General features: G+C 34.2%; 21 protein-coding genes. 10 read left to right on the forward strand and 11 right to left on the reverse strand.

The annotated features are described in order from the left end of the window. Positions 1-5 precede the first annotated feature (5 nt). The 7 genes from TX86_RS06385 to TX86_RS06415 all read right to left on the reverse strand — a co-directional run bounded on the left by TX86_RS06385 (position 6) and on the right by TX86_RS06415 (position 9,638). Entirely contained in the window at positions 6-2,582 is a 2,577-nt protein-coding gene (locus TX86_RS06385; RefSeq protein ID WP_042347336.1) for a molybdopterin-dependent oxidoreductase, read from the reverse strand. An 18-nt stretch (positions 2,583-2,600) separates the two neighbouring features. Beyond that, complete coding sequence (locus tag TX86_RS06390; RefSeq protein WP_052343558.1) at positions 2,601-3,320, reverse strand: TorD/DmsD family molecular chaperone; 720 nt, start codon at positions 3,318-3,320, stop codon at positions 2,601-2,603. A gap of 61 nt (positions 3,321-3,381) precedes the next feature. Beyond that, positions 3,382-4,683: a radical SAM protein gene (locus tag TX86_RS06395; protein ID WP_042347338.1), complete on the reverse strand. Its 1,302-nt coding sequence runs from the start codon at positions 4,681-4,683 to the stop codon at positions 3,382-3,384. Positions 4,684-4,895: 212 nt separating this feature from the next. Further along, a complete protein-coding gene (locus TX86_RS06400; protein WP_042347341.1) occupies positions 4,896-5,732 on the reverse strand; it encodes a dimethyl sulfoxide reductase anchor subunit family protein in 837 nt (278 codons plus the stop codon). 15 nt (positions 5,733-5,747) lie between these two features. Continuing rightward, entirely contained in the window at positions 5,748-6,296 is a 549-nt protein-coding gene (locus tag TX86_RS06405) for a DMSO/selenate family reductase complex B subunit (protein ID WP_042347343.1), read from the reverse strand. Positions 6,297-6,324: 28 nt separating this feature from the next. Further along, positions 6,325-8,898 carry a molybdopterin-dependent oxidoreductase gene (locus tag TX86_RS06410; RefSeq protein ID WP_042347344.1) on the reverse strand — a complete coding sequence of 858 codons (2,574 nt, stop codon included), beginning with the start codon at positions 8,896-8,898 and terminating at the stop codon, positions 6,325-6,327. A gap of 23 nt (positions 8,899-8,921) precedes the next feature. Beyond that, positions 8,922-9,638: a TorD/DmsD family molecular chaperone gene (locus tag TX86_RS06415; protein ID WP_052343559.1), complete on the reverse strand. Its 717-nt coding sequence runs from the start codon at positions 9,636-9,638 to the stop codon at positions 8,922-8,924. A gap of 303 nt (positions 9,639-9,941) precedes the next feature. Here TX86_RS06415 and TX86_RS06420 point away from each other — a divergent pair, with 303 nt between their 5' ends. From TX86_RS06420 to TX86_RS06430, 3 genes are read left to right on the forward strand one after another with little or no spacing between them, the layout of a single operon-like run. Next, positions 9,942-11,159, forward strand: coding sequence for a PucR family transcriptional regulator (locus TX86_RS06420; RefSeq protein ID WP_052343560.1), 1,218 nt, complete (start codon positions 9,942-9,944; stop codon positions 11,157-11,159). 19 nt (positions 11,160-11,178) lie between these two features. Next, positions 11,179-13,206 (forward strand): molybdopterin-dependent oxidoreductase, encoded by a 2,028-nt coding sequence (locus TX86_RS06425; RefSeq protein WP_042347346.1) that lies wholly within the window; start codon positions 11,179-11,181, stop codon positions 13,204-13,206. After that, positions 13,199-13,738, forward strand: coding sequence for a 4Fe-4S dicluster domain-containing protein (locus tag TX86_RS06430; RefSeq protein WP_042347348.1), 540 nt, complete (start codon positions 13,199-13,201; stop codon positions 13,736-13,738). Before TX86_RS06425 ends, TX86_RS06430 begins: the two co-directional genes overlap by 8 nt. Positions 13,739-13,832: 94 nt before the next feature. Here TX86_RS06430 and TX86_RS06435 read toward each other — a convergent pair whose 3' ends face one another. The 4 genes from TX86_RS06435 to TX86_RS06450 all read right to left on the reverse strand — a co-directional run bounded on the left by TX86_RS06435 (position 13,833) and on the right by TX86_RS06450 (position 18,173). Continuing rightward, a complete protein-coding gene (locus TX86_RS06435; RefSeq protein WP_042347349.1) occupies positions 13,833-14,927 on the reverse strand; it encodes an acetyl-CoA C-acyltransferase in 1,095 nt (364 codons plus the stop codon). Further along, positions 14,920-16,380 (reverse strand): AMP-binding protein, encoded by a 1,461-nt coding sequence (locus TX86_RS06440; protein ID WP_042347350.1) that lies wholly within the window; start codon positions 16,378-16,380, stop codon positions 14,920-14,922. Before TX86_RS06440 ends, TX86_RS06435 begins: the two co-directional genes overlap by 8 nt. Positions 16,381-16,397: 17 nt before the next feature. Then, a complete protein-coding gene (locus TX86_RS06445; protein WP_042347351.1) occupies positions 16,398-16,952 on the reverse strand; it encodes a biotin transporter BioY in 555 nt (184 codons plus the stop codon). Positions 16,953-17,264: 312 nt separating this feature from the next. Continuing rightward, positions 17,265-18,173 (reverse strand): DMT family transporter, encoded by a 909-nt coding sequence (locus tag TX86_RS06450; RefSeq protein ID WP_042347352.1) that lies wholly within the window; start codon positions 18,171-18,173, stop codon positions 17,265-17,267. 176 nt (positions 18,174-18,349) lie between these two features. On the opposite strand from TX86_RS06450, the gene TX86_RS06455 reads away from it, so the two are divergent. The 7 genes from TX86_RS06455 to TX86_RS06480 all read left to right on the forward strand — a co-directional run bounded on the left by TX86_RS06455 (position 18,350) and on the right by TX86_RS06480 (position 26,251). Continuing rightward, positions 18,350-19,237 carry a LysR family transcriptional regulator gene (locus TX86_RS06455; RefSeq protein WP_042347353.1) on the forward strand — a complete coding sequence of 296 codons (888 nt, stop codon included), beginning with the start codon at positions 18,350-18,352 and terminating at the stop codon, positions 19,235-19,237. 30 nt (positions 19,238-19,267) lie between these two features. Next, complete coding sequence (locus tag TX86_RS06460; RefSeq protein WP_042347355.1) at positions 19,268-19,987, forward strand: NAD-dependent protein deacylase; 720 nt, start codon at positions 19,268-19,270, stop codon at positions 19,985-19,987. A 70-nt stretch (positions 19,988-20,057) separates the two neighbouring features. Continuing rightward, positions 20,058-20,966 carry an alpha/beta hydrolase gene (locus tag TX86_RS06465; RefSeq protein ID WP_052343561.1) on the forward strand — a complete coding sequence of 303 codons (909 nt, stop codon included), beginning with the start codon at positions 20,058-20,060 and terminating at the stop codon, positions 20,964-20,966. 539 nt (positions 20,967-21,505) lie between these two features. Further along, on the forward strand, positions 21,506-23,938 hold the full coding sequence (locus TX86_RS06470; RefSeq protein ID WP_042347357.1) for a penicillin acylase family protein: 2,433 nt from the start codon (positions 21,506-21,508) through the stop codon (positions 23,936-23,938). Positions 23,939-24,351: 413 nt separating this feature from the next. Next, on the forward strand, positions 24,352-25,281 hold the full coding sequence (locus TX86_RS06475; protein WP_042347360.1) for a polyprenyl synthetase family protein: 930 nt from the start codon (positions 24,352-24,354) through the stop codon (positions 25,279-25,281). Positions 25,282-25,286: 5 nt separating this feature from the next. After that, entirely contained in the window at positions 25,287-25,442 is a 156-nt protein-coding gene (gene comX / locus TX86_RS26155) for a competence pheromone ComX (protein ID WP_081707585.1), read from the forward strand. Positions 25,443-25,555: 113 nt separating this feature from the next. Further along, entirely contained in the window at positions 25,556-26,251 is a 696-nt protein-coding gene (locus TX86_RS06480; RefSeq protein ID WP_042347362.1) for a hypothetical protein, read from the forward strand. The last annotated feature ends 16 nt before the right edge of the window (positions 26,252-26,267 follow it).

The following is a 26,267-nucleotide window of genomic DNA, read 5'->3' on the forward strand; positions in this document are numbered from 1 at the left end:
TTACATTATTTATAATCAACAATACGTTGCTTCCATTTGCAATCTTCTTCTAATTGCTCACCATTCCACTTTTCGATGTTACAAATCGCAGTGTTATAGCCAGATGTACCAAGACCTGTTGGGATATGACCAACTAGAACATTGTCAGCGCCACCGCGGTCGATTTTTTCATCTTCATCTAAATCTACCCATGCACCGTGTGGAAGGGCAACCGTACCAGGCATAATCGTTTCAGTAACTTTAGCTGGACGTAATACTTTACCGTATTGGTTGGAAAGAAGGACTGTTTCACCATCTTTAATGCCAATTTCTTTCGCATCAGTTGCATTCATATATACCGGATTTGGCCATGCTTCACGAAGCTGTCCAACGTTATCAAATGTACTATGTGAGCGTCTTAAATAGTGTGGGTTAAATACTTGGAAAGGATAGTCACCTTTCTTTTTCTTTTCCCAGTCTTTAAATGTAGCTTCATAACCTTCAACACGTTGTTCGTATTTCGCGATTGGTGCAATTTCAGTAAAGGCTGTCTTAGAAGCCTCATGTAAGGCACGACAATAGATTTCGAATTTACCACTCTCAGTAGTAAGTGGGTTTTTCGCTGGATTATCGATGAAATCTTTGTATGCGATACAGCCGAATTTGTCGCCAATCTTACGAGGTACTTGGTAAACACCGCGGTCCAAATACTCTTTTAAAGGTAAGCGACCTTGTTGCGGAGTACCTTCAACACCCCATTCTTTAATATCTTGAGCAGTAATTGTTACTAATGGCTCGAAATCTACACCATTATCTTTAATAACTGTACATCCAGCAAGCTTGTTAAAGAATTGTTGCTTCTCGCTAATTGGATATACTTCTTTAGGATCTTTTCCTAAAGCTTTTAACAATAGACGAGCAATCTCTTGGTCTGTTTTACTTTCATATAAAGGATCAACGATTTTTGTCCATGCAATTAGCATTTCACGGTTACCAGTACCTAAGTTACCTTCAATTTCCCATTCTGTACAAACAGGGAGAACGATATCAGAGTACTTGGCATTTGTTTGTAAAACGTAAGCATTAGTAACAACGAATTCTACTTTACGGTGTGCTTTAATACCTTTCATGATATTAGCTTTCGTTTGTAGGGTAGCGTTGTAACCATGATAAATGAATTGAATATCGATTTTTCTTTCGCCTTCATGCTTTTGTAGGTACTTACCATCAAGTACTGCATCGAAGATTTGGTTATCGTTAATTACGTAATCTACAGGGTTTTCGATAGCAGGTAAGCCATCGCCACCTGGATTAACTAGCATTGGTCCCATGTTAGCCGCATATTGCCATACACTTACACCAGTCATGTTACCAGGGCTACCGATGTGGCCAGTCATCATTCCTAATGTAGAGAATGCTTGAACCCAACCTTCACCGTTGTTTGTACGAGCAGGAGCCCAACCAGTTAATAAGGCCACACGGTCCGTTCCACCGATTTCACGAGCGAGTTTACGGATTCCTTCAGGAGTTACACCGCAAATTTCAGATGCCCATTCAGGTGTTTTTGGAAGCTTATCATATGTTCCTAGGATATAATCCTTCATGTTATCTTCTGGCTTAGCACCAGCTGGCATATTGTCAGCTGTGAAACCAATTGTGTATTTCTTTAAGAAGTCCCACTTAACTAATGGATTCGTTGCTGGATTATCTTCTTCTAATAATGTGTACATAATACCAAGTGCAAGGGCATGGTCTGTGCCTGGACGAACAGGAACCCATTCAGCATCAAGTACGTTGTTAGTGTCTGTGTACATTGGGTCAATAGAAATGAAGCGTGCTCCAGCTTTTTTCGCTTGAATGTAATGATATGTTGCATTACCAAGTGAACTCCAAGCAGGGTTAGCACCCCAAAGTACGATTAATTGAGAGTTACGTAAATCCAGACGGTCGTTTATACCGTTAACGGCAATACCTTCACTTACTCCAAGTAAGTCATGTGTGTATAGCCATGCACCATAAGATGTTGGACCCGTATTTACTGTATGACCACCAACAGAAGACATTACTTTACTAATATCTCCGCCACCAGTTACCCAGATAGATTGGTTACCATACTTTTTGCTAATACGCTTTGTTTCTGAAGCAATATGCTCAATTGCTTCGTCCCAAGAAATACGTACCCATTGGTCTTTACCACGTAGCTCTTTATTTCCGCCACCTGGCTTCCAGTTTTTACGTTTCATTGGGTATTTTAAGCGGTCAGCGCTAAATACTTGATGTCGTTGTGAACGACCGCGCAGACATCCACGTTGTTGTGGGAAGTCAGGTGAGTCTTCGTGTGTATCATCTGTTTTTTGACGAACGACAACGCCGTCTTTAATTAGAGCTTTATTTAAACATCTGCCTCCGCAGTTATGCCAGCAGGCAACTGTTTTCCATACACCTTCACCACCGGCAGCTTCAGTACCGATTTTTTCTTCAGCCTTTGCGACTAAACCTCTCGATACGGGTATGGCTGCAGTAGCGGCTAGCGCTGAAGTCCAACCGATGAACGATCTTCTTGTCATTTTAAATTCTTGGATTTTCTTCACTAGATCAATCATCTTACCCCTCCTAAATGTTTAATGATTTTGTAAATCTATATTTAAAAGTTCATTAAGAACATTTAAATCAATTAATAAGTAGTGATTAAGCAGTTTAGCTAAACCTTTGTAAAAATCTGTATCAGCCTGCTCAATAACACCATCTGTGAATTCGTTCACAAATTTGGATAAATGATTATTTATAAAAGATTGTTGCTGTTTTAGTAAATAATAAATTTCAGGCAAAGCATTCGGATTATCTTGCTGACATGATTCAATACAAAGTTGATTCAAATGAAACATGAAGTCTAATTCTAAGCCAATGTGGTCGTCTGCTTCCATATGATCAGCAGATTGGAAAGCAAATTGTTTATAAAGATTTCGAACTGCCATTGTAGTACCTTGAAATAAGAGACCGTCATTTGAAACATATGCAGATTCATATGGTTTAACTTTAATTTCAAAAGGACCAATGAACATTTTTGTAAAATCCCAGTGTAGGTTTTCATAATCTTCATTTTTGTTGACTGGATCATACGAAGAAAGGTAGTTCTTAATATCTTGAATACCTTCTTTAATTCCTTCTGATTCCTCTTGAAAAGGGAATAGGTCAATCATATTTTGATAAGCGAAAGGCTTTAAATATTCTTTCGAAGGTTCTTCGATGAAGAATCTTCGTAGAATATCATAAGCAAAATTTCGCGCATGAAAGATGTTTAGCACATCTTCTAATTTCATACTTTCCTTTGTAGCTTGCATTCTCTTCGTCCTCTCGTAAAAAAAGTAATAAGTATTGAATAGTAGGGAATCGTATGATTATCTACTTTGTTGTAAGAACTTCAACATGAACTTCACGGATATTCTGACCTTGACCATCATTTTCAACCACATTTGAGGATAACAAGATTTCAACATCTGTATGTTGTATCAACTCAATAGCGTCAGTAGGGAATTGAATAAAATCATAGTCACTATTCATAGTAAAAGGGAAGTTATGCTTTTTTAGAATAGACTTAACTTTGTTCTTGTCACTGCCGAAAACTTTAGCTGTTTTAAAGTAATAATCTGTTGATGAAAACTGATATGTTTTATCCAATTTGGCATCAAAATTTTGCTGATAAATTTGTCCAGTGAATTTGTTTTCTAGTGAACAATAATGAACGCCCAATTGAAGATTTTGTTCAATCGCAAAGTCCACTAACTCTAAACTTAATCTTTCACTTTCTGCAATAGCTAGGCCACCTGCATACCAAAAGTTGTAATACACATCATAAGGTGGGTTCTTCAGTTCAAAGCCATTCTCTTTAAATTTGTTGGCATTTCTGAAAGGGAAGCATAGCTCTAATAAATTAATACCAAAGATATTGAGACGGTCTAATTGTATTAGAAGCTCTTTCATTCCTTCTCGCGTACCAGGCATAACTGGCATTTCAACCATTACTATAGGAATATATTGATTTGCTAACTCAATTTGACGCAAAATATGCTTTTGTTTTTGTTTAGAATCTTCTAATTTGATACTAAAACGTAATTCATCAAGAGAAGCGTCTTTTAATTGCTGTAAAATTTCTTTCGTTAAAAAATCACCCGTTGTATATAAGCGGGTATGGCTTTGTGGAGTTAATTCTTGTGCAAGCTTAAAGAACTTAATCGTTTCTTCAGGATGTAATAGAGGTTCTCCACCTGTTAATGCAAGATGTGTTAAATTTACACCTTGTTGGATTAAGTCGGAAAGCTCTTGATTGGCATTTCTTTGATTATTTAAATAAAAATGATAGTTGTCTTGGTTTTCGTTAAAACAAAAATAGCAATCGCGATGACATTTTAGTGAAATAAAGGATGTATAACTACCAGTACCAGTTTGGCATGCCTCACATGCACTGGAAATCTTGCCGTTGGAAACAACGCTTTTACAATTATTTCTTACTAGTGCACCTTTATTGTTCAATTGATTGATTTTTGTGAAATAATTTTCTTTTTGATTATTTTCTTGTTCTAAAGGTAATCCAAATTGTGAAATATGTTCTAAAGTTGTATCTTGAATATCATTATAGATAGCCAAATATGCTTTTAATTTTTTATTGGTTACATTGACATTACTAGGTTGAGATAGGGGATTCATTGATCCACTTCCTTTTGTATTTGTAAATAACTAGAAAAGATTTTAACTTCTAGGTGTGAATTATATCACAATATCTATAGGTTGTGAGTATAGGTTTTATAAATTGTAATAGGTTTGACACATATTAGTTGGTAATTTATGTGATTAATATATTTTGGAAAATTAAAAACGGTAGGGGATATAAAGATTCCCTACCGTTTTTGTATTCTTGATTACGCGCCTAATACGTAAAAGAAGTATCTGCTCATACCTTCAGCAATCAAGAAGATTACCAATGAGGCATAGATTAAGGAATAATTGACCTTTTTCTTCATCGAAGAAAGAGCTAAGTATCCTAGACCAGCAAGACCAATTGCTTCGATAATCCAACGAGCACCAATGAAACCTGAATATGATGCTAGTTTTTCAGAAGCAGAAACAGTATTAATAAGTTCCATATCTGCAACATATCCGTTAAACATAGCAGTACCTATTAATTGAATCGCTACTCCGAAAATACCGATTGCAAATGCCCATTTTGTGATAGATTTTAAATTATCACCTTTAACAGTATTTACTAGTAAACTAGCACCTAATACAGGACCTAGAGTGAAGGCAGTTCCATAGAACACTAGGTATGTATTTATATGATCCCAGCCGTTAACTCTTGTCACTTTGTAAAGTTGTGCCATACAGAAAATATCTGCTAAACCTACGATTCCTGTAATAAGCATTAGTACTGGATTGATTTTTTTCTGAACAAGAGCTAATCCAGCTGTAATACATGCTAGAGCAATGAAAAGACCTGTTACAACAATTTCGTTACTCATCCAAGATGAACCAAATCCTCTAACTGCGTTCAAAGCATGAATTGGTTTACCTAAATGGAAGAAGGAAGCAATTAATCCAATAACGGATACCACAGCAATAATAATTAGTGGTAGCTTCATCATTTTGAACATATCTTCGCCATTTTTCTTTAACATATTTTGAGCAAACCATAAGAATAACATTCCACCAACAGCAGCTGGTACTGCTACGGTTAAGATTAATAATGCCCACTCATGCATGTGTGAAAACCTCCTTTATTTTGATTGATTAAGTGGTGTAATAACTAAATTTGGCTTTGTAATAGATGAGCTTGGAATACCTTTAATGTCAGCATTTTTTCCATATTTAGCTCGTAGTTCTTTAATTTCACCAAACTCAATAGCGCGCATTGGACAAGATGTCACACAGTGTGGTTCTTCACCATTTTCACGCAATTCTAAACAAGTATCACATTTAGTCATCATGCCAAGTTCTTCATTATATTGTGGAGCTCCGTATGGACAATTCCATTGACAATAACGACAGCCAATGCATTTATCATGATCAATGACAACAACACCATCTTCTTTACGCTTATGCATTGCATTAGTAGGGCAGTTTTTAGCACAAGCTGGCTCATCACAATGATTACAAGAGATTGAAATATGTCTCATTGATACATTTGGATACGTACCATCGATAAAATCGTATACTCGTCTGTAGTTTCTGCCTACCTCTAAGTTATTTGTATCTTTACAAGCAACAACACAAGTTTTACATCCGATACATTCAGCTACATTTATATAGAAACCCATTTGTGCCATTTCTTGTAGCCTCCTTTCGTATTAATTATTAGAATTTGATAATACGTTGTTCCCACTTATCGTCTTCAATTAGTTGTTCGCCGTCCCATTTCTCAAGGTTACATCTAGCTGTATTATATCCAGATGTTCCAAGACCAGTAGGGACATAGCCTACAAGCATATTATCCGCTCCGGCACGGTCGACTTTTTCATCTTCATCTAGATCTACCCATGCACCGTGAGGAAGGGCTAGAGTACCAGGTATTAAAGTTTCCACAACTTTAGCAGGGCGCAATGTTTTACCATGCTCATTTGATAATGCAACCGTATCACCATCTTTAATTCCTAAATCAGTTGCATCTTGTGTACTGATGTAGACTGGGTTTGGCCATGCTTCACGTAATTGTGGTACATTGTCAAATGTACTATGTGAGCGTCTTAAATAATGTGGATTAAAGACTTGATAAGGGTATTTTCCTTTTTTCTTCTTGTCCCAATCTTTAAAGGTAGACTCATAACCTTCAGCTCTAGGTTCATATTTGGCAATCGGTGCAATCTCAGTAAAGGCTGTTTTAGATGCTTCATTTAGAGCACGACAATAGATTTCAAATTTCCCGCTTTCACTTGATACAGGATTTTTAACTGGATCATCAATGAAATCTTTGTACGCAATAAATCCAAAGTTATCGCCTTTTTTACGTGGCACTTGATAGATACCTTTATCTAAGTATTCTTTTAATGGAACGCGACCTTGTTGAGGTTTACCATCAACACCCCATTCTTTAATATCAGCTGCTGTGATTGTTAATAACGGCTCGTAATCAACACCGTTTTCTTTCACAACTGTACTTCCAGCTAGTTTATTAAAGAATTGTTGCTTTTCATCAAATGGATATACTTCTTTAGGATCTTTACCTAAAGCTTTTAATAGTAGTTTAGCGATAGCTTGGTCACTCTTAGCTTCATATAATGGATCGATAATCTTCGTCCAAGTGATCAAGATTTCTCGGTTACCACCTGTTACATTACCAACGTTTTCCCATTCAGTTGTAACAGGGAGTACAATATCTGAATACTTAGCGTTAGTAGTTAAGGCGTACGCATGTGATACTACAAATTCTACTTTTCTATGTGCTTCAATACCTCTCATTATATTGCTTCTTGTTTGAAGGGTAGCATTATAGTTATGATAGATAAATTGAATATTAACTTTTCTTTCGCCTTCATGCTTTTGTAGGTATTTACCCGTTAGAACAGCATCGAAAATTTGATTTTCGTTAATGACATTATCTATTGGATTTTCAATGGAAGGCAGGTTATCGCCACCACCATTGATTAGCATTGGTCCCATATTACCTGCATATTCCCAACAGCTAACGCCAGTCATGTTACCTGAACTTCCCATATGACCAGTCATCATTCCTAATGTTGAGAATGCTTGAACCCATCCTTCACCATTATTAATACGTGCTGGAGCCCATCCTGTAAGAAGAGCAACACGTTCAGTACCACCGATTTCTCTAGCTAACTCACGAATTTTGGTTGGTTTAACACCACAGATTTCGGAAGCCCATTCCGGTGTTTTAGGTTGTTTGTCATATGTTCCTAATAAGTAATCCTTAAAGTTATCTTCCTTTTTTGCACCTTTAGGCATATGCTCAGCATCAAAGCCGACTGTATATTTATTTAAGAAATCCCATTTAACAAGAGGATTTGTTTTTGGATCATCTTCATCTAATAATGTATACATAATTCCTAGTGCAAGAGCATGGTCTGTTCCAGGACGAACAGGTACCCAATCAGCATCAAAAATATTGCAAGAATCTGTGTATAAAGGATCGATTGAGATAAATCTTGCTCCAGCTTTTTTCGCTTGTAAGTAGTTATAAGTTGCACTACCCATTGTACTCCAGGCAGGATTAGCTCCCCAAAGAACGATTAGTTGAGAGTTTCTCATATCAAGTCGGTCGTTAATTCCATTCACATAAAGACCTTCACCAACACCTAGCATTTCATATGTATATAGCCAAGCGCCCCAAGAAATAGTACCAGTGCTTGAAGTATGACCACCAACAGTTGACATAACCTTGCTAATGTCAGCACCACCAGTAACCCAGATGGATTCATTACCATACTTTTTACTAATTCTCTTTGTTTCAGATGCGATATGTTCAATGGCCTCATCCCAAGAAATACGAACCCATTGGTCTTTACCACGAAGTTCCTTCTTACCACCGCCAGGCTTCCAATTTTTACGCTTCATTGGATATTTTAAACGGTCAGCATTAAAGACTTGGTGACGTTGTGATCGGCCACGTAAACAACCGCGTTGCTGTGGATAATCAGGTGAATCGGCATGAGTGTCATCCGTTTTTTGGCGAATAACAACACCATCTTTAACAAGTGCTTTATTCAAACATCTACTACCACAGTTGTGCCAGCAAGCAGCTGTTTTCCAAACACCTTGATCATTGACAGCTTCAGTACCAATGCTTTCTTCAGCTTTTGCAACTAAACCTCTAGATACAGGAATAGCGGCTGTAGCGGCTATTGCGGATGTCCAGCCGATGAACGATCTTCTAGTCATTTTAAAGTCTTGAATTTTTTTCACTAGATCAATCATCTTGTTGCCTCCTCATACATAGTTTATTTTTCTAAATGTATATTCAAAAGTTCTTCAAGAACTTTTAAATCAATAAGTAAGTAGTGGTTTAGAATTTTCGCTAAACCGATGTAAAACTCAGTATCTGCATGTTGAGTAACACCATCACTAAATGCTTGAACAAATCTACCTAAATGCTGATTTATAAATTTCTGTTGTTCATGTAGCAAATAAGAAACTTCAGTGAGGGCATTCTTATTATTTTGTGAGCATGATTCAATACAAAGCTGATTTAGATGAAACATGAAATCAAGCTCTAAACCGATATGGTCATCAGCTTCCATATAGTCTGCACATTGAAAAGCAAACTTTTCATATTCTTTTCTTACAGTCAGTGTAGTCTCTTGATAAAGAAATTTTTCTTTAGTTACATAGGTTGATTCCCATGGAAACACTTTGATTTCAAATGGTCCTATAAACATTTTTGTATAATCCCAATGAAGATTTTCATAGTCATCCTTATTGTTTACAGGATCATAAGAAGAGAAGTAATTCTTAATATGTTGAATACCTTCCTGAAGTTCTTGAGATTCTTCTTGAAAAGGGAATAGGTCAATCATGTTTTGATAAGAAAATTGCTTTAAGTATTCTTTAGAAGGTTCTTCAATAAAGAATCTCCGTAGCACATCATAAGCAAAATTTCTAGCATGAAAGACGTTAAGAGCATCTTCTAATCTCATTGTTTGAGCAATAGCTTGCATACATGTCTTCCTTTCTCTGTTGAAAAATGTTCAAAGAGTAGCTTTTTTTGTTAAAAGAAGCATCTTTTAGGGTATAGAATATTTTGGTCTAGCAAAATACAGTTATATTTGAAATGTTGTTCCTTATGTTTGGTGTCTATTTCTATATAACCAGTAAAATACCATTTGTGAATTAAATCACAATATCTTACAATAAAAATTATAGATTTAATTAAGATGAAAAGATATGTACCTCACATACGAATATTTAATCTGTTTTTTGTACAGGAAAACAAAAGTAGTAAAAAAGGGGAATCAGGGTAAGTGAAAGAGTTATATAAAGTACCAAGTTATGTAAAAGAATTGATGAGTGTATCTCATTTAGGCATTGAACCGCTTCTACAACAATTATTTACAATCATTAAGAAGCCAGTTAGTTTAACTGATAATTTATTTGAAATCCAATGTATTACTCACCAGTTTGATGGTCTTGATCCTGAAAAATATGTAAAAGTAGAGTGCGAGGATAGTTATATATTAGAAACTGTATTATGTGATATATCGTTTGCAGGTACAACATATAAAGGAGCATTATTTCCAATTGTTCATGAGAAAAATAAATTGGGTAATTTAATTGTTTTTGATATAGAGGGAGAAGAGGAATTAAGTCAATACGCTGAGATTATACAATATGTAGCTATGTTATGTACGTTTCAAATGCAAAAGAAGCTTGAACTAAAAAAAGAGTCTTATAAATATAAGGATGCTTTCCTATTTGATTTATTGTATGGAAATATGAAAGACTCTAGAGATATTATTGAGCAAGCGAGTATTTGGAAATGGAATTTAACACAACCGCATGCAGTTGTTGTGTTTTCGTTAACACAATATAATAACTACTCTTCTGATCAATTAATCTTGAGTAAAACATCATCCATCATAGAACATTACATAGAAAAAACGAATCAAACACCAATGATTATGAATCGGAAAAATCAAGTTATTGTGTTTCTTCCTATTATAAATAGTTCGGATAATAGCGAAAATAAAGTGATTAGAAACTTTTCAGAAAATGTTTTGAGTGAAGCTAACAATTTACCGACAAGTGGATTGATTGCTTGTGGAATAGGGAATGTATATACGGAGCCTACAGAATTATATCGAAGCTTTCAAGAAGCAAAGATTGCATATGAATTAGGACTGTTATTAAAAATTCAAACTCCTTTCTTTTTAGAATTGGGTTTAGAAAGAATTCTTTATAAACATGATTTACACGAATTAAAAGAATTCTATTATAATATATTGGGTGAATTAGATGAGTATGACGCTAAAAATGATGGCAATCTATTAGAAACATTGGAAGCATATGCAACTAATCAATTTGATATGACAAAAACCTCTGAAGTTGTATTTCTCCATAGAAATACACTTCGATATCGATTGAAGAAAATTGAAGATATTCTTCAGTTGAAACTGGATGATATTAATAAGCGATTAGATATTGTAGCAGCATTTAAAATCAAGCGTTTAAGGAATTTTTAAAGAGTGAGGATTGTTCAGTATGAAAGATGGTATTTATAGAAATACATGCCCTAGAAATTGTTATGGTACTTGTGGGATGTTATCTTATGTGCAAGATAATCAATTAATTAAAGTTACTGGAGATCCGAAAAATGGTTTTAATAAAGGTAAACTATGTGCAAAAGGCTATGCGGCTACACAATATGTATATAACTCACAACGTTTGCAATATCCGATGAAACAGGTTCCGAGAGGATCAAACAATTGGATTCGGATTTCATGGGATGAGGCTTATACTATTATTGCAGAGAAAATTCTAGAATTATATCATCGTTATGGTTCGCATTTAGCATGTGGTTACAATAAATTTTCAGGGAATTTAGGTATTCTTCATTACGCTACAGAAGGTATGTTTAATAGTTTAGGAGGACATACCAAACCTGTAGGTAATCTCTGTGCATTGACTGGAATTAATGCTATTCAAAAAGCATTTGGTACAGATTTCAGTGGGATACCAGAGAAAATGGCATTTGCAAAGTTAATAATCATCTGGGGTGCTAATCCTGCAGTTACGAATATTCATCAAATGAAATACATATATGAAGCAAGACGAAACGGTGCCAAGCTTGTCGTTATAGACCCTGTTTTTACAGAAACTGCAAAGAAAGCCGACCTATATATTCAAATTAATCCAGGGTCTGATGTTTATTTAGCTTTAGCGATTGCCAAAATAATTGTAGAAAAAGATTTATACGCAACAGAGTACATGGAAAAACATGTAGAAGGTTGGACTGAATATAAGCATTACTTATTGAATGATGTCGATATTGATGTAGTAATAAAGAAAACGGGTGTTGTTGTTGAAGCAATTGACGAATTAGTTCATCTATATTGTTCAATTAAACCAGCAGTTACATGGAACGGACTTGGAATTCAACGTAATGAAAAGGGAAGAGTGAGCATAAGTGCTATTAATAGTTTAGCTGCTTTAACCGGAAATTTAGAAGTTGAAAATGGTGGAATCTATTATTTACATTCACATATCGAGGCATTTCCGTTGAATCTATTGAATATTGAGGGACCAAAACAAGATTGCTCAATTTCAAGAGAAATCGATATAAGTGATTTTGCTAAAGAAGCACTTGCATTAACGGATCCACCCCTGAAATTGCTTTGGATTGCTTCAAGGAATATCATTACGCAAGATCAAAACCTTCGTGAATGGGAAGAGCTATTAGAACAACAAGAACTAATTGTTGCTGTTGATTTATTCATGACTAAAACAGTAGAAAAAGCGGATATTGTCTTGCCAGCAGCAACTCAATTTGAAGAAGAAGACTTACATGTAGGGTATTGGCACTATTGGTTATCTTTAAATCAAAAGGCTATTCCAGCATATTACGAAACGAAAAGTGATTTAATGATTGCTAGGGAATTAATGCGTAAAGTAAATGAATTACACCCAGGAATGTCAACTTTTCCTTCAGACAAAAATCCGATAGACTGGATTGAAGAAGAGTTAACGCCAGAAATAAAGGAATTATATCAAATCAATAGTCTTGAAGATTTAAACTATCAGCCATATATGAAACAAGTGGATGTTGATGATTCGTCAATGCAGAGGAAATTTCATGTGTTTTCTGAAGAAGAAAGTAAAGAACTTTCATACTATGATGCTCTACTTCATGAAGAAGAAATGAAAGCAGGTTTCTTTCGTCTAATAACACCTCAATCGTTGTTGCGAATTCATTCGCAATATGAGCATATCTCCTGGTTGAAAAATCATGAAGAAGTGGATAGTGTGGTAGAAGTTTCCAAGCAGGCGGCAAAACAACTTAATATTGAGAATAATAGTCAGGTGAAATTGTACAATGATAATGGAAGTTTTATCGGAAAAGCCTTAATTAATCCACACTTACCAAAACAAGTGATATTAGTAAATCAAGCTGGAAACAATCCGATAAATCGCTTAATAGGTATAGAGGGAAAACAAACAAAAGCACTTGAAAGTGTTCATTTCTACAATAGTATCGTTCAAATGAAAAAATGGAGGAATACCGATGTTTAAACAACTTGGCTTTACTTTTAATACGGATGAGTGCATCGGATGTAAATCTTGTGAAATAGCTTGTAAGAATGAGCATCAAACAGCGGTAAATGTTCAATGGAGACGAGTGTATAAAAATTCAGGTGATATGTATTTGTCAATATCTTGTAATCATTGTGAAAACCCTGAATGCTTTCGGATTTGTCCTGAAAGTGCTTTTACGAAGAGAAAAGATGGCATTGTAATACTTGATCAGGATTTATGCTCGAGTTGCCAACTATGTGTCAATATGTGTCCGTTTGGCGGCATACAATTTGATATTGAAACACTGCAGGTTAGTAAATGCGATATGTGTTATTCAAGACAAGATAAAGGACTACAACCAGCTTGTGTAGAAGCTTGTCCAACTGAAGCATTAAACGTTGTAGATTGGAATGAGTTTCATGACAATGAAATTGTCCCGAGTTTACCTGACTTTCCAGATATACATATTACTAATCCATCTATTGCTTTTTATCCACCAAAACCTAGGAAAAGATATTTTCTTAAATAAACAGTTAGATGAAGATTTTTATATAAATCTTCATCTAACTGTTTATTTTTTATACTATTTTTGTTTTCATATACCGAATTTTCTATCTGTACAATTATATGACTTCAAAGAGGGTAGCAAGCCCGATTCCACCACCACTTCCGATTGCTGCAATTACATATTTACAAGTAGGTCTTCTTTGAACTTCATGAAATAAACGTGTAACGAGTAATGCTCCTGATGCACCGTATGGATGCCCGATTGTTAAGGCACCGCCAGAGACATTGATTCTGTCGTATGGTATATGAAGTTCTTGTGCACAAGCTACAATTTTGACTGCGAAGGCTTCGTTAATTTCAAATAAATCAATGTCTTTAATTGTTAAATCATTTCTAGTAATAAGTTCTTGTATTGCTGATACAGGTGAAATGGCAGGGAAGTGAGGATGAATTCCGGTAACATAACTATCTATAAATCGAAGGACAGGTTTGTAATGTAATTTATGTGCTAACTTTTCCTCCATTACTACTACTGCACTAGCGCCATCGTTAATCGCACAGCTATTAGTTGTTGTAACTGTTCCATTTTCCTTTACGAAAATTGCTTTTGCTCTGTTCATCATTCGACTCATATCTCTGCGTTGGTTAAATACTTCATCTTTATCATGTTCATCAATTGCTATTATTTCTGAGTTGAAATGCCCTTTATTGAAGGCATCCCAACTTCTTTCGTGACTTAATAAGGCGTATTCGTCTTGCATTTCACGAGTAATATGATATTTCTTCGCAACATTTTCCGCGGCAATCCCCATGTCTGGATCACCAATTGAATCAGGAGCGAAACGAGCTCGTGTTGGAAAAGGGGAAGTGCTTGCACTTTCAACACCACCTGCTAAGTAACAAGAGCCTGCCCCACCTTGAATATAATAGCAGGCGGTCCGAATGGCTTCTAACCCTGCACTACATTGACGATCAATGGTCATTCCAGGTATTGAGAGTGGTAATCCTGCTTCTAAGGCAGATAATCGACCAATATTACCACCAGGTCCAACGACATTTCCTATAATCGCATCTTCAATATAATGAGTGATATCTTTACTTAAATAAGAAAGAATGGGTGCCATCAATCTTTCAGGTTGATAATCTTGTAGCATTTTAGATTTTCGTCCGATAGGTGTTCTTTTAGCTTCTACAATGACTGCCTTATTCATGGTGTATAACCTCATTTTCAAACATTTCCTTTAATTTAGGCCGTGAAATTTTACCTCCAGCTGTTAGCGGCATTTGATCAACGAAATACCATTTGCGCGGAATCTTATATGATGCTAGATGTTGTTTACAATACGCTTGTGCTTCTTTTTTCGAGATTGTTCCTTGTATGAAAGCAATGACAATCTGTCCCCAATAAGAATCAGTAGTTCCCATAATGATTGCTTCTTCGATTTCAGGATGAGCTACTAATACTTTTTCAATTTCTTCTGGGAAAATATTAATACCACCATATAAAATCATATTATTTTCACGACCAACAATAAATAAGTAACCATTCTCATCGAAATAACCCATGTCATGGACAGTACTCCAGCCTTGTTCGTCTTCTATTGAGTGAATGGCTCCTGTTGCTGATTGGATATAACCTATAAATAGTAGTGGGCTTTTGATGTGAATTTTCCCAACCTCATATGGTAATGCAATTTCACCAGTTAGCGTTCGGATTTGAATCATAACATTATGAAAGGGCTTCCCGACAGATTCTTTAGGAGCTGATTGAGAAGCTAGAGAAACAAAGCTTAGTTCACTTGCTCCGTAAAATTCATACATATACCAATTTGGATACTGCACTTTCATTTTTTCTTTAGCTTCTTTTTGCCACTTTGCGCCTGATGAAATAATAGTAATCTTTTGTTCTATAGATGTTTCTTTTTTTAGAAGTGCTTCAATCATCGTTGGTACTACATAAATATAGGTTATGGGGTATTTATTTACATAGTTTACTACATTTGAAGCTGAGAATTTTTCTAATAGATATAATGTTCCTCCAAGAAATAGTGTGCTTATTGCACCGTATAAAAAATGTGAATGAATAAGTGCACCAGGAATTAGGACGTTTTCATGTTGCGTCATATGTAAATCATTGTGGTTACATGTAAAGCTTTCTAACCATGAATGATGTGACCGTACAAATGCTTTAGGTTCCCCAGTAGACCCAGATGTAAATCCCATGTAAAAAGGTAAGTCTGAATCAATTTCAGGAAGGGGAGTGTTAGCGTCTTTATATATTTCTTGAACGCAATCTTCCCATACTAATACATTCTCATGGATAGCAGATAATTTAGAAACATATTTCGCAGTAGTAACAATAATCGTTGGATTACATAATGATAAACGCTTCTTTAACTCTTCTTGTTTCCATTTGCTATCTAATGGTGTGACAATCCAACCTGCAGCGGCTGCACCTGCAAATACCTGTAAAAAAGGAATACCATTTGGTAATAGTAAAGCAATTATCTTCTTATCATGTTCCTGTGAGTGTAACCAATGACCAGTTTTGTTTATAAGCTTTTCCCATTCTCGATAAGTAATCTTATCTTGATCTGTTTGTATAGCAATTTTATTTTCAAAGTTTTTACAATGATTGTGATAAGAATGGGTAATTGCAGTCATGTAAATTCCTCTTTTCTTTAACTAGCTTTTTGTAATTGTTTTTGAATAACTGATCTTTTTCGTAATTGATACACGATGTAAGTAGCAATTGTCGCTTTAATTATATCACCAGGAATATAGACTAAGCTGATTTTTATAACGTCAATAATAGATAAATCCATTACGAAGGCTTGTACAGGTACTCCGATGCAATATAGTAGGAAAACACCGATGATAATATTCGTAATATAAAGTTTCATAAATGTTAATTCTTTAATTTGAGATAGTGCAAAACCAAGACAAAAAGTAATAATGGCATAACCAAAAATATAGCCAGCACTAGGACCAACAAAGACACCTAAGCCCCCACGACCTCCTGATAATAACGGAACCCCAACGGCAACGAGTAGTAAAAATACAGCTTGACTATAAAAACCTTTTCTTGCTCCAAGTAAACCAGCAGTTAAAAATATTCCAACTGTTTGTAGTGTTAGTGGAACTGGCGTAAATGACAATGGAATTGGTGGGAAGAGACCGAGCACCCCCATAATTGCTGTAAATAATGCAATATTTGTAAGATCACGTACTTTCATTTGAAATCCTCCTTTGTTTTGTATGTAACTGTCAGTAATTGTAGTAGTGATTTTAATTTATGTCAACTAATTAATATTTAGGTTAACATAAAAGAGAGTTATATCCCTAACTAAGTTGTTAGAGCAAAGAAAGAAGGTGAACTCAAAAGATATTGATTTGAGTTATTTTATAAAATTTTTTAAAAAGTAATCTATCTTAAATTACCGATTGGATGTAAATAGGTAAGAATCATTTTAAAAGTATAAAAAAGGCGTCCCCAAGTGATTAAAAATCGCTTCTGGGACGCCTGAGTCAAATAACAGATGATTGATTTATATTTGAACTTTGCCTGTTACTTTCTGCTTAAAAAATAATTTCTTTAAGTCAAATTCAGCAAATAGAATACCTGCTAATACAAGAGCCGCTCCGATATAACCTTTTGTTGACAACGTTTCTCCAATAAAAATAAAAGCAAAAAAAGCGGCAAAAATAGGCTCTAGAGTAAAAATGAGACCTGCATGTGTTGCGCTCGTATGTTGTTGAGCGGTTGTTTGTGCGATGAAAGCAAAAGCACTACCAAAAATGCTTAATGCTAGTACGGATAACCATACATTTGTAGAATGAGTTAAGCTTGGTGATTCAAATACAAAAGAAAATAGCAAGCCCCAAAGCCCACAAATACCTAGTTGTGTAACACCAAGTACTATAGAATCTACACCTTTTGTAAACTTATCTGTTACTAGAATATGAACTGAATAGAACAATGCACAAAGAATACAAAGCAAATCTCCAGATCCTAGTTGCAATTGGCTGTTTAATGTTAAAAGACCGATTCCAAATAACGCACAGCAGACACCAACTAAAACTTTTGCTTCCGGTTTTTGCTTCAAAAAAATCGCTGCTAGTATCGGAACAAATACAACAGAAAGACTAACAAGAAATCCTGCATTAGAAACAGAAGTAGAAGTAATACCTACGGTTATGGTTGTGAAAATGAAAAACAAAATGGTTCCCAGAACAAATGAATATTTAATGATTTTCCAATTTATTTGTATCATTCGTTTATAAAAAATGATTGCAGATAAAAGAAAAGCAATGATGAATCTATAGGCAATTAAAGTAAAGGGTTCAAGAGATTCAGTCGCTATTTTCATAAATAAATAAGCCGCACCCCAAAAAATAGTAACTACAATCAACATTAAATCTGCTCTCAATTGCTTATTAACACTTAAATTACGCATCCCAATATATACCCCCTAAAAAACAACATTCTAGAAAAAAATCAAATTCACTTGTTCCATGGACAACAATTGATTTGATATTGTCTATTAGGTATTATAAAGGTAAAATTTTCTTAAATAAAATGAATGATTTTAATATGTTACATGAAAAAAATTAATGTATGGAGTGAAACAGAATGTCACTCACGAAATTTGAAATATTAAGTACAGTTGTGGTGGAAGGAAGCTTAACAAAAGCAGCGGAATCATTAAGCATGACGCAGTCTGCGGTAAGTCACGCTATTTCTAGTCTAGAATTGGAATGGGGTTTTGCTCTCTTAAATCGAGATCGATCCGGCATTAGCTTAACGAATAACGGAGAACGAGTATTAAAGCATATACGCGATGTATTGCAATATAATGAGAGCTTAAAGCAAGAAGTGGCATCTATTAATGGTCTCGAAGTAGGAACAGTACGAATTGGTTCATTTACAAGTGTATCAGCGTTGTGGTTACCAGAAATAATTAAAGAGTTTGAAATGCAATATCCCTCAATAGAAATTAAAATATTTGAGGGGAATTATGATGATATTGAACAGTGGATTTTAGAAGGTTCTATCGATTTTGGTTTCTTAACATTGCCATCATCTAACACATTAGAGACTGTACCGTTAAAAAAGGACAAAGTACGTTGTGTGCTCCCAATAAATCATCATTTATGTCATAACAAAACGATACTATTTGAAGAGATGAAACGAGAGCCATTTATTATGCCAAAGTGGGGTAATGATAATGACGTAGTACCTTTATTAAAGAAGAATAAAGATGCTTTTCAAGTGAAATATGAAATTGTTGAAGAGGCTACAATTATAGCAATGGTACGACATGGATTAGGAATCAGTATTTTACCAGAAATGCTTCTTGTTGATGTACAAGATGATATTGCAATCGTTGACTTAGAAGGAGAGCACTATCGAACAATAGGGATTGCGACACAATCCATTAAGAAGATATCTCCAGCTTCAAAACGTTTTATTACATTAGTAAAATCATGGTTACAAGCTAATAATCTTTTAGATTATTAGTGAAATTGAAAAAGAAAAGAGTGGATATAGATGCTTAAAGAAGTAGTTGATTATATTCGCGATTCAAAGTATATCGTTGTATTGACAGGCGCCGGTATTTCAACAGAAAGCGGCTTACCTGATTTTCGTTCTAATGGTGGGCTGTGGGATGGAAAGAAACCAGAAGAGATTTCTCATTCATCTGCGGTTGGTTCAACAGCTTTTAAACATTTTTTCACAAAAAGAATTGTCAATATCAATGAACATAAACCAAATAACGCTCATGAAATATTAGCAGATTGGGAAGCAGCAGGAAAAGTGAAAGCAATTGTGACGCAAAATATTGATAGCTTTCATCAGGATGCGGGAAGTAAACGTGTCATCGAAATGCATGGACATCTTCGTAATTTAAAATGTAATATTTGTGGAACTGAATACAATAATTCCAAATATCTTCAAGATGATAGTGATGAATGTGAAGTGAAGGGATGTAAGGGAATTGTACGTCCAGAGGTGGTGCTCTTCGGTGAATATTTACCTGAAGATGCATGGTTTCAAGCGAATGAAGAAATTAGTAAAGCGGATCTAGTAATGGTTCTAGGTACATCTCTACAAGTTTTTCCGTTTAATACTTTAGTTGAAAGTGCCTATAGTAATGGAGCAAAAATTGTACTTATTACGAAGAGCGAAACACCATTTGATTATGTAGCAACCGTTCGTATTCATGATTCAATCGGAAAAGTATTGAAAGAAATTTCTTGTGGATTATAGAAGAAAATATGGTTCTTAAGTTTATATAATTTGATAAAGTATAGTAAAGTAACTATTTAAGGGGAATAATATGTCAACTACATTTCATTTAACAGCTCATGATAACCACAAAATTTTTGTGAGATATTGGCATGTAGATGAACCGAAAGCAGTTGTTCAAATTGTACACGGTATGAATGAGCATTCTGAACGCTATCATGAATTTGCTTATTATTTAAATCAAGCGGGGTATTGTGTGTACGCTACGGATCATCGTGGTCACGGAAATAGTGCTTTACATGCTGATCGAATTGGCTACATTGGAGAAAATGGTTTTGAAGAAATGGTAAACGATGAGAAAGTATTATTTGACTATATCCAGAGTACAAATTTATATTTATCACATTTTATCCTTGGACATAGTATGGGTTCATTTATTACACAGCGCTATATTCAGCTTTATGGAAATGAGTTAGCGGGCGCTTTATTAATTGGAAGCGGAAGTCATCGTTGGGATATGCAAATTGGAGCTACGATAGCAAATATCTATGAAAAATTAACAAAGGATAAAAGATCAAAAAGTCTAGAAAAACTTGTTTTTAATGGCTATAATAGTCGTTTTGAGAATCGAACTGGGTACGAATGGTTAGCTAATGACTCTGTTATTGTGGATGAATATATAAAAGATCCATATTGTGCTCATGTTTTCCCACCAAGTTTCTTTCGTCAATTCTTAACTTTTTTAAATCGAATTTTTCAAGAGGATTATATTTCGCAAGTTCCAGTAACCTTACCACTATATATTCTTTCAGGAGAAAATGATCCCGTTGGTCAATTTGGAAAAGGTGTTGAAAGACTTTATCAGCAATATAAACAAATTGGATGTAATGATGTAAACTATAAGCTCTATCCAGGCGGTCGCCATGAAATCTTAAATGATTTTGATAAATTAGAAGTTTTTCAAGATATACGGATTTGGTTAGACTGTCATATTTATTAAGTGAAATATTAGTATAGAAAAAAGTGTGTTTCTGCATTTGTAGGAACACACTTTTTATATTATCTTGGCACTTTTTTAAGTTTCGTAGTGTACAAAATTTAAGGTGTATTTACTCAGTCCTTTTTACCTCAATCTATTATATAAACAGTACTATTTTCCTTTATTCGGTATAAATAGTATGAATTTTCTGAATATTTATTGACTAAAAAATGGAGCAATAATAAGCTTATAACAGTGTATAAGGTTAATTTGTATTAAATGTTATACATTTCGTTGTTTATAAACTCAACTATTGTAATAGAAAGATAGAATCTTTAAACGGAGCTTATTCATTTAGTACATAGTAACTTCTATTACCTTCAGCATGATATACGCCCATCTATGATGAAGTTGAGTTTATTAATAATTACGAAGAAGGGGGAGTTGATTAAAGCGAGGGAGAAGACCCACATGTTAAAGAGAAAGAAAATTATAGTTGTGATGACAAATTGAATAACGATTTGATAACGTTTGTGCTAATTTTTGTTAGGAGGTCTCTCATGAAAGTCAAAAAGACTATTTTCTTCAGTATACTTAGTTTACTATTAATTATTTCTAGCATTACACCCGTTTATGCCCAAAATAACTCGGGGGTTAAGGTCTATCGGGATGAGTATGGAGTTCCCCATATATATGCCAATAACATGGATGACTTGTATAAGGCATACGGTTATGTGATGGCACAAGATCGTTTATTTCAACTTGAAATGTTCAAGCGAGCAAATGAAGGAACTGCATCTTCTATTTTTGGAGAAGAGTACTTAGAACATGATGAGAAGGTACGTCGTGATGGATACAGTGATGCGGAAGTTCAGAAGATGATTAATGATATGGACCCTTTTGCAAAAAATATTTTAGAAAACTTTGCAAAAGGGATAGATAAATATGTGGAAGAAGCATTAAAGCAACCTAAAGAAAAACTATCAAAAGAATTCAAGGACTATAACATGGAGCCTGAACGGTGGACAGGCGTTGAAGTACTGCGTCTCTATATGGCCTCTATGACAGGATTTATGGACCAAGAACAAGAATTGACAAATGCACAGATTTTAGCTGAATTAGCTAAAAAATATGGAGAAGAGAAAGCAAAAAAGATGTTTAACGATATCTTTTGGTTAAACGATCCTGCAGCGCCAACCAGTTCAAATTCTAAGGCTGCATCAGGTAGCGGAACTCCTTTTGGTGTTCAATTCTCCAATAATGCTGCATCAAAAGCAGGAGAAAGTTTAGTTGCCAAAAGAAGTGATTTTGATCGACAAACGGAAGAATTAGGTGTTCCTTTAAAAATTGGAAGTAATGCAGTCATCATTGGTTCATCAAAGTCAAAGTCAGCAAATCCTATCATGTTTGGCGGGCCACAAGTCGGATTTACAGCACCTGGTTTTATTTATGAAGTAGGTCTTCATGGTCCGGATATTGACATACAAGGCTCAAGTTTCATTGGTTATCCCTTCATTATGTTTGGTTCCACCCAAAACTTCTCTTTTACAGCAACAGCAGGTTTTAGTGATGTAGTTGATATTTATGAAGAACAACTAAATCCTAAAAATCCTAGTCAATATTTATATAATGGGAAATGGACTGATTTTAAGAAAAGAACAGAACCCATTAAGGTAAGACAAAAAGATGGTTCAAGTAAAACGGTTAAAAAAGATTTATATTTCAGCGTTCATGGGCCTGTCATTTTCAAAGATGATTCAGAGCATGTTGCTTATACGAAAAAATGGTCTTTTCGAGGAACTGAAGCGGATAGTTGGGCTGCTTACCTGAAGATGAACTATTCAGATGGAATTAAAGATTTCGAAACGGCAGCTAATGAATATACGATGTCTTTAAATTGGTATTATGCGGATCGTAAGAAAAATATCGGATACTTTCACACTGGAAAATATCCAATTCGTGATAAACGAACTGATTGGCGTTTACCAACACCAGGTACTGGAGAGTATGAATGGAAAGGATTCCGCAATTCAAAGGAAAATCCTTTTGAAATCAATCCAAAGCGTGGATTTGTTGCGAATTGGAACAATAAACCGGCTCCAGAGTGGAATAATAATGAACAAACATTTAGATGGGGTGCAGACAATCGAGTTCAAGAATACATTAATGGAATCACGAAACGAAATCTTTTAACAATGGAAGATATAAATGAAGTCAATTATGATGCAAGTTTTAAAGATTTAAAGGCTATATGGTTTAAACCATTTTTACTAAATGTACTAGATAAGCAAGATTCTGAAACATATAAAAAAGCGTATGATCTTCTAAATAAATGGAATGGTCTTAACGAAGATACAAATGGTGACGGTTATTACGATTCTTCAGCAGGTCTTATTATGGAAACTTGGTGGAAGTATTTTGTCCAAAAAGTAATAAAAGATGATCTTGGTGATGATTTATTTAATAACACTCGCGGGTATATAGATCATGGTTATGGAAATGGCTTACTTCTCCGTCTTGTTCAAGGAGATAAAGCGGCATTAAAAACGGAATATGACTGGCTTAATGGGCAATCCATTCAAAAAATTGCATTAGAAAGTTTTGATGAGGCCATAGCTCAGTTGGAAAATAACCAAGGGAAATCAATGCTGAACTGGAAAAAACCAATTCAAACGATGACATTTGGTGAACAATCACTTGTAGGTGTTCCACATGGACTTGGTGATCAAAAGCCAATCATCTTCATGAACCGCGGGAGTGAAAACCATTTTGTTGAAATGGCACCAGAAGGACCGATGGGAATGAATGTAACGCCACCTGGACAGATTGGTTTTGTCTCTCAAAACGGTAAATACTCTCAACATTATCGAGATCAAATCGAACTATTTGTCAATTTCAAATACAAACCAATGTTGTTTAAGAAGAAAGATGTAAAAAAACACGCAGTAGATATTGTTACACTTACATTTAATAAAGAGAATGAGAAAAAGTAGGAAAAAAGTGGCGGACGCAAAGATTAGATTCGTCAAATTAAGAAGCTAAAGGAAAAGGAGGGTGACTCAAAACATATTAGTAGTGCCAATTAACCATTTCAAGTGACCTTAAATAAACAATGTAAACAAGTATGAACATCTTAAAAGTATAAAGCGGCGTCCTAATAGTGATTGAAAATCGCTTTTAGGACGCCTAATGATGTAAAGTATAAAATTGAAAAGATCAATCAAGCAAAAATAACAGGAGTAGAAAAATAGTTTATTTGTCTATTCCTGTTTTTATTTGTATATTTACGCAATACCGCAAATATATTGCGGTATTGCGTAAATATGTCGTCGTTATATGTAAGAATAACGAAAATGGTGATATAATCCTCATATGGATGGATATCCTATTTTGAGTGAGAGGGGGAATGAAAATAAAGGCATTATTAGAACAAATGTTAGTTGATTATACTAGCAAGAATCAGTTACAGAAAGATTTATTGGAAGTACTTGAGGAAAAGTCAAATAATTATTCTTTTCCTTTTGCGAAATCACTCGAATTGCATTATTCTATTTTTTCGGAATCTAACAATGAGTACAGTAAAGTTAATGATTTAAAATCGTGTATTGAAGTTCTAATTTTAGCGTTAGATATTATTGATGATCTTCAAGATAATGATAATTATGATTCTATTTGGATGAAGAATAATCAAGCGTCTGCAATCAATGTATCAATTAGTTTGATGACGATTTTTCAACATAAGCTATTAGAGATTATCGATGATAAAGTCTTAATACAAGGTTTGACAAAGTATTTATTAAACGCAATTGAAGGGCAGCATCAAGATATTAATGGTATTCACAATGTCGAACAGTATCTGGAAATGACAAGACAAAAATCAGGAAGCTTAATGGCGTTAGCGAATGTACTTGGATTATCTTTTGCGAAAATGGACTATAAGCAAATTATAGAAGATTACTCATATGACCTAGGTCTAATAGCGCAGATTTCAAATGATATTCAAGATGTTATCCAATTTGACGAAAAAAGTGATTGGAAGTTGAAGAAGAAAACCTTGCCAATACTCTATCTATTAAACCCCGCTATTAAAGAAGGGGAATTAGTTAGAAAGTATTATTATGGTGATCTTAGCTATGAAGAACTACTTCCTCAAAAAAATACAATAATCACCACTTTGAAACACTCAGGAGCGCTGAACTTCGCTTTTGCTCAAAAAATAATATACGAACATAGAGTAATGAACAAAGTTAATAGTTTACCTTTATGTTCAGAGAAGAAAGATCTCTTATGTGATCAATTATTAAATAAAACAAAATTACCTATTGAAAAGGAGTGATTTAGATGGAATTAGCTATCTATAATCTTATTAATAACCCAGATATTTTGGAAAAGGTGAAAGAAAAAAAGGCATCATTATTAGGAGTTACACGTGAGCAGGAAGCGGCGATAGTAGAGTCTTTAAATAAAGTTAGAATCAGTGCGTATTATTGGATATAGGATATAAGTTTGAAGAAGCTTGAAATAAATCTTTTCTTTTTTTTATTCTTTTCTTATTTGCGTGTTATTTATTTAGTGTCATTTTAGTGTATCCACTTGTAGGAATGAAGTTAATGCCTATTGGTAATAATCTTTGTGAAATAGTCGAATTGTATCCAAATGGATGGGCTAAAAATAATAATATAACCAATAATGATATAATATATTGTAAGAAAGATATAGATGATCCTGTATTTAAATTAGAAAAAACTCATGAAATTTTGTTATATGAAAATGATAAAATATTTAGTAGAAATGTTTCATATCAGGGCTTTCCTGATAGAATTATCATATTAAATTTTGTTTATATCATTTATTTCTGTATAAGTTTTGCGATAGCAATAATCCTATATTTGAAAAAAAGAGAAAATAAGCAATATAGGATTATTTCATTTTTAATTGTATTAATCGGTATAAGTTTTTTAAGTAGTGTAGTTTCTGCACGTGGAGATGTTATAGGAGTTTTCATTACTAGTTTATCTTTATGGCTAATTCCTTTACAACTTATTGATTATATTAATACAATGATTCCTAAAGAAAAGAAACTTTACAAATTTGAACTTTTTTATGTGCTTATCTTTATAATTGCAATTGTAAATCTATTTTTTGTAAGTGATGTAGTTATTATTTTTATATTTTTATTATTACTATTATTATTAATAATATATTTTTATCAAAAATATAAATTCATTAAAAGAGATATAAATTATATTAAACTTAAAATGCTTTTTTGGACAATAATAATATCATTGCTACCTTTTATTTTTTAAGTGCAATACCAAAATT

It is taken from the genome of Bacillus massiliigorillae (genome assembly GCF_000380245.2).
In the GTDB taxonomy this organism is placed as follows: Bacteria; Bacillota; Bacilli; order Bacillales; family DSM-1321; genus Bacillus_AD; species Bacillus_AD massiliigorillae.

What these genes read in the sequence shown, in the direction of transcription:
- TX86_RS06410 (WP_042347344.1), bottom strand. Translation starts at nt 8,898, where the DNA reads ATGATTGATCTAGTGAAAAAAATTCAAGACTTTAAAATGACTAGAAGA.
- TX86_RS06405 (WP_042347343.1), bottom strand. Translation starts at nt 6,296, where the DNA reads ATGGCACAAATGGGTTTCTATATAAATGTAGCTGAATGTATCGGATGT.
- TX86_RS06385 (WP_042347336.1), bottom strand. Translation starts at nt 2,582, where the DNA reads ATGATTGATCTAGTGAAGAAAATCCAAGAATTTAAAATGACAAGAAGA.
- TX86_RS06440 (WP_042347350.1), bottom strand. Translation starts at nt 16,380, where the DNA reads ATGACTGCAATTACCCATTCTTATCACAATCATTGTAAAAACTTTGAA.
- TX86_RS06470 (WP_042347357.1), top strand. Translation starts at nt 21,506, where the DNA reads ATGAAAGTCAAAAAGACTATTTTCTTCAGTATACTTAGTTTACTATTA.
- TX86_RS06465 (WP_052343561.1), top strand. Translation starts at nt 20,058, where the DNA reads ATGTCAACTACATTTCATTTAACAGCTCATGATAACCACAAAATTTTT.
- TX86_RS06450 (WP_042347352.1), bottom strand. Translation starts at nt 18,173, where the DNA reads ATGCGTAATTTAAGTGTTAATAAGCAATTGAGAGCAGATTTAATGTTG.
- TX86_RS06455 (WP_042347353.1), top strand. Translation starts at nt 18,350, where the DNA reads ATGTCACTCACGAAATTTGAAATATTAAGTACAGTTGTGGTGGAAGGA.
- TX86_RS06480 (WP_042347362.1), top strand. Translation starts at nt 25,556, where the DNA reads ATGCCTATTGGTAATAATCTTTGTGAAATAGTCGAATTGTATCCAAAT.
- TX86_RS06435 (WP_042347349.1), bottom strand. Translation starts at nt 14,927, where the DNA reads ATGAATAAGGCAGTCATTGTAGAAGCTAAAAGAACACCTATCGGACGA.
- comX (WP_081707585.1), top strand. Translation starts at nt 25,287, where the DNA reads ATGGAATTAGCTATCTATAATCTTATTAATAACCCAGATATTTTGGAA.
- TX86_RS06400 (WP_042347341.1), bottom strand. Translation starts at nt 5,732, where the DNA reads ATGCATGAGTGGGCATTATTAATCTTAACCGTAGCAGTACCAGCTGCT.
- TX86_RS06415 (WP_052343559.1), bottom strand. Translation starts at nt 9,638, where the DNA reads ATGCAAGCTATTGCTCAAACAATGAGATTAGAAGATGCTCTTAACGTC.
- TX86_RS06460 (WP_042347355.1), top strand. Translation starts at nt 19,268, where the DNA reads ATGCTTAAAGAAGTAGTTGATTATATTCGCGATTCAAAGTATATCGTT.
- TX86_RS06395 (WP_042347338.1), bottom strand. Translation starts at nt 4,683, where the DNA reads ATGAATCCCCTATCTCAACCTAGTAATGTCAATGTAACCAATAAAAAA.
- TX86_RS06430 (WP_042347348.1), top strand. Translation starts at nt 13,199, where the DNA reads ATGTTTAAACAACTTGGCTTTACTTTTAATACGGATGAGTGCATCGGA.
- TX86_RS06445 (WP_042347351.1), bottom strand. Translation starts at nt 16,952, where the DNA reads ATGAAAGTACGTGATCTTACAAATATTGCATTATTTACAGCAATTATG.
- TX86_RS06390 (WP_052343558.1), bottom strand. Translation starts at nt 3,320, where the DNA reads ATGCAAGCTACAAAGGAAAGTATGAAATTAGAAGATGTGCTAAACATC.
- TX86_RS06425 (WP_042347346.1), top strand. Translation starts at nt 11,179, where the DNA reads ATGAAAGATGGTATTTATAGAAATACATGCCCTAGAAATTGTTATGGT.
- TX86_RS06475 (WP_042347360.1), top strand. Translation starts at nt 24,352, where the DNA reads ATGAAAATAAAGGCATTATTAGAACAAATGTTAGTTGATTATACTAGC.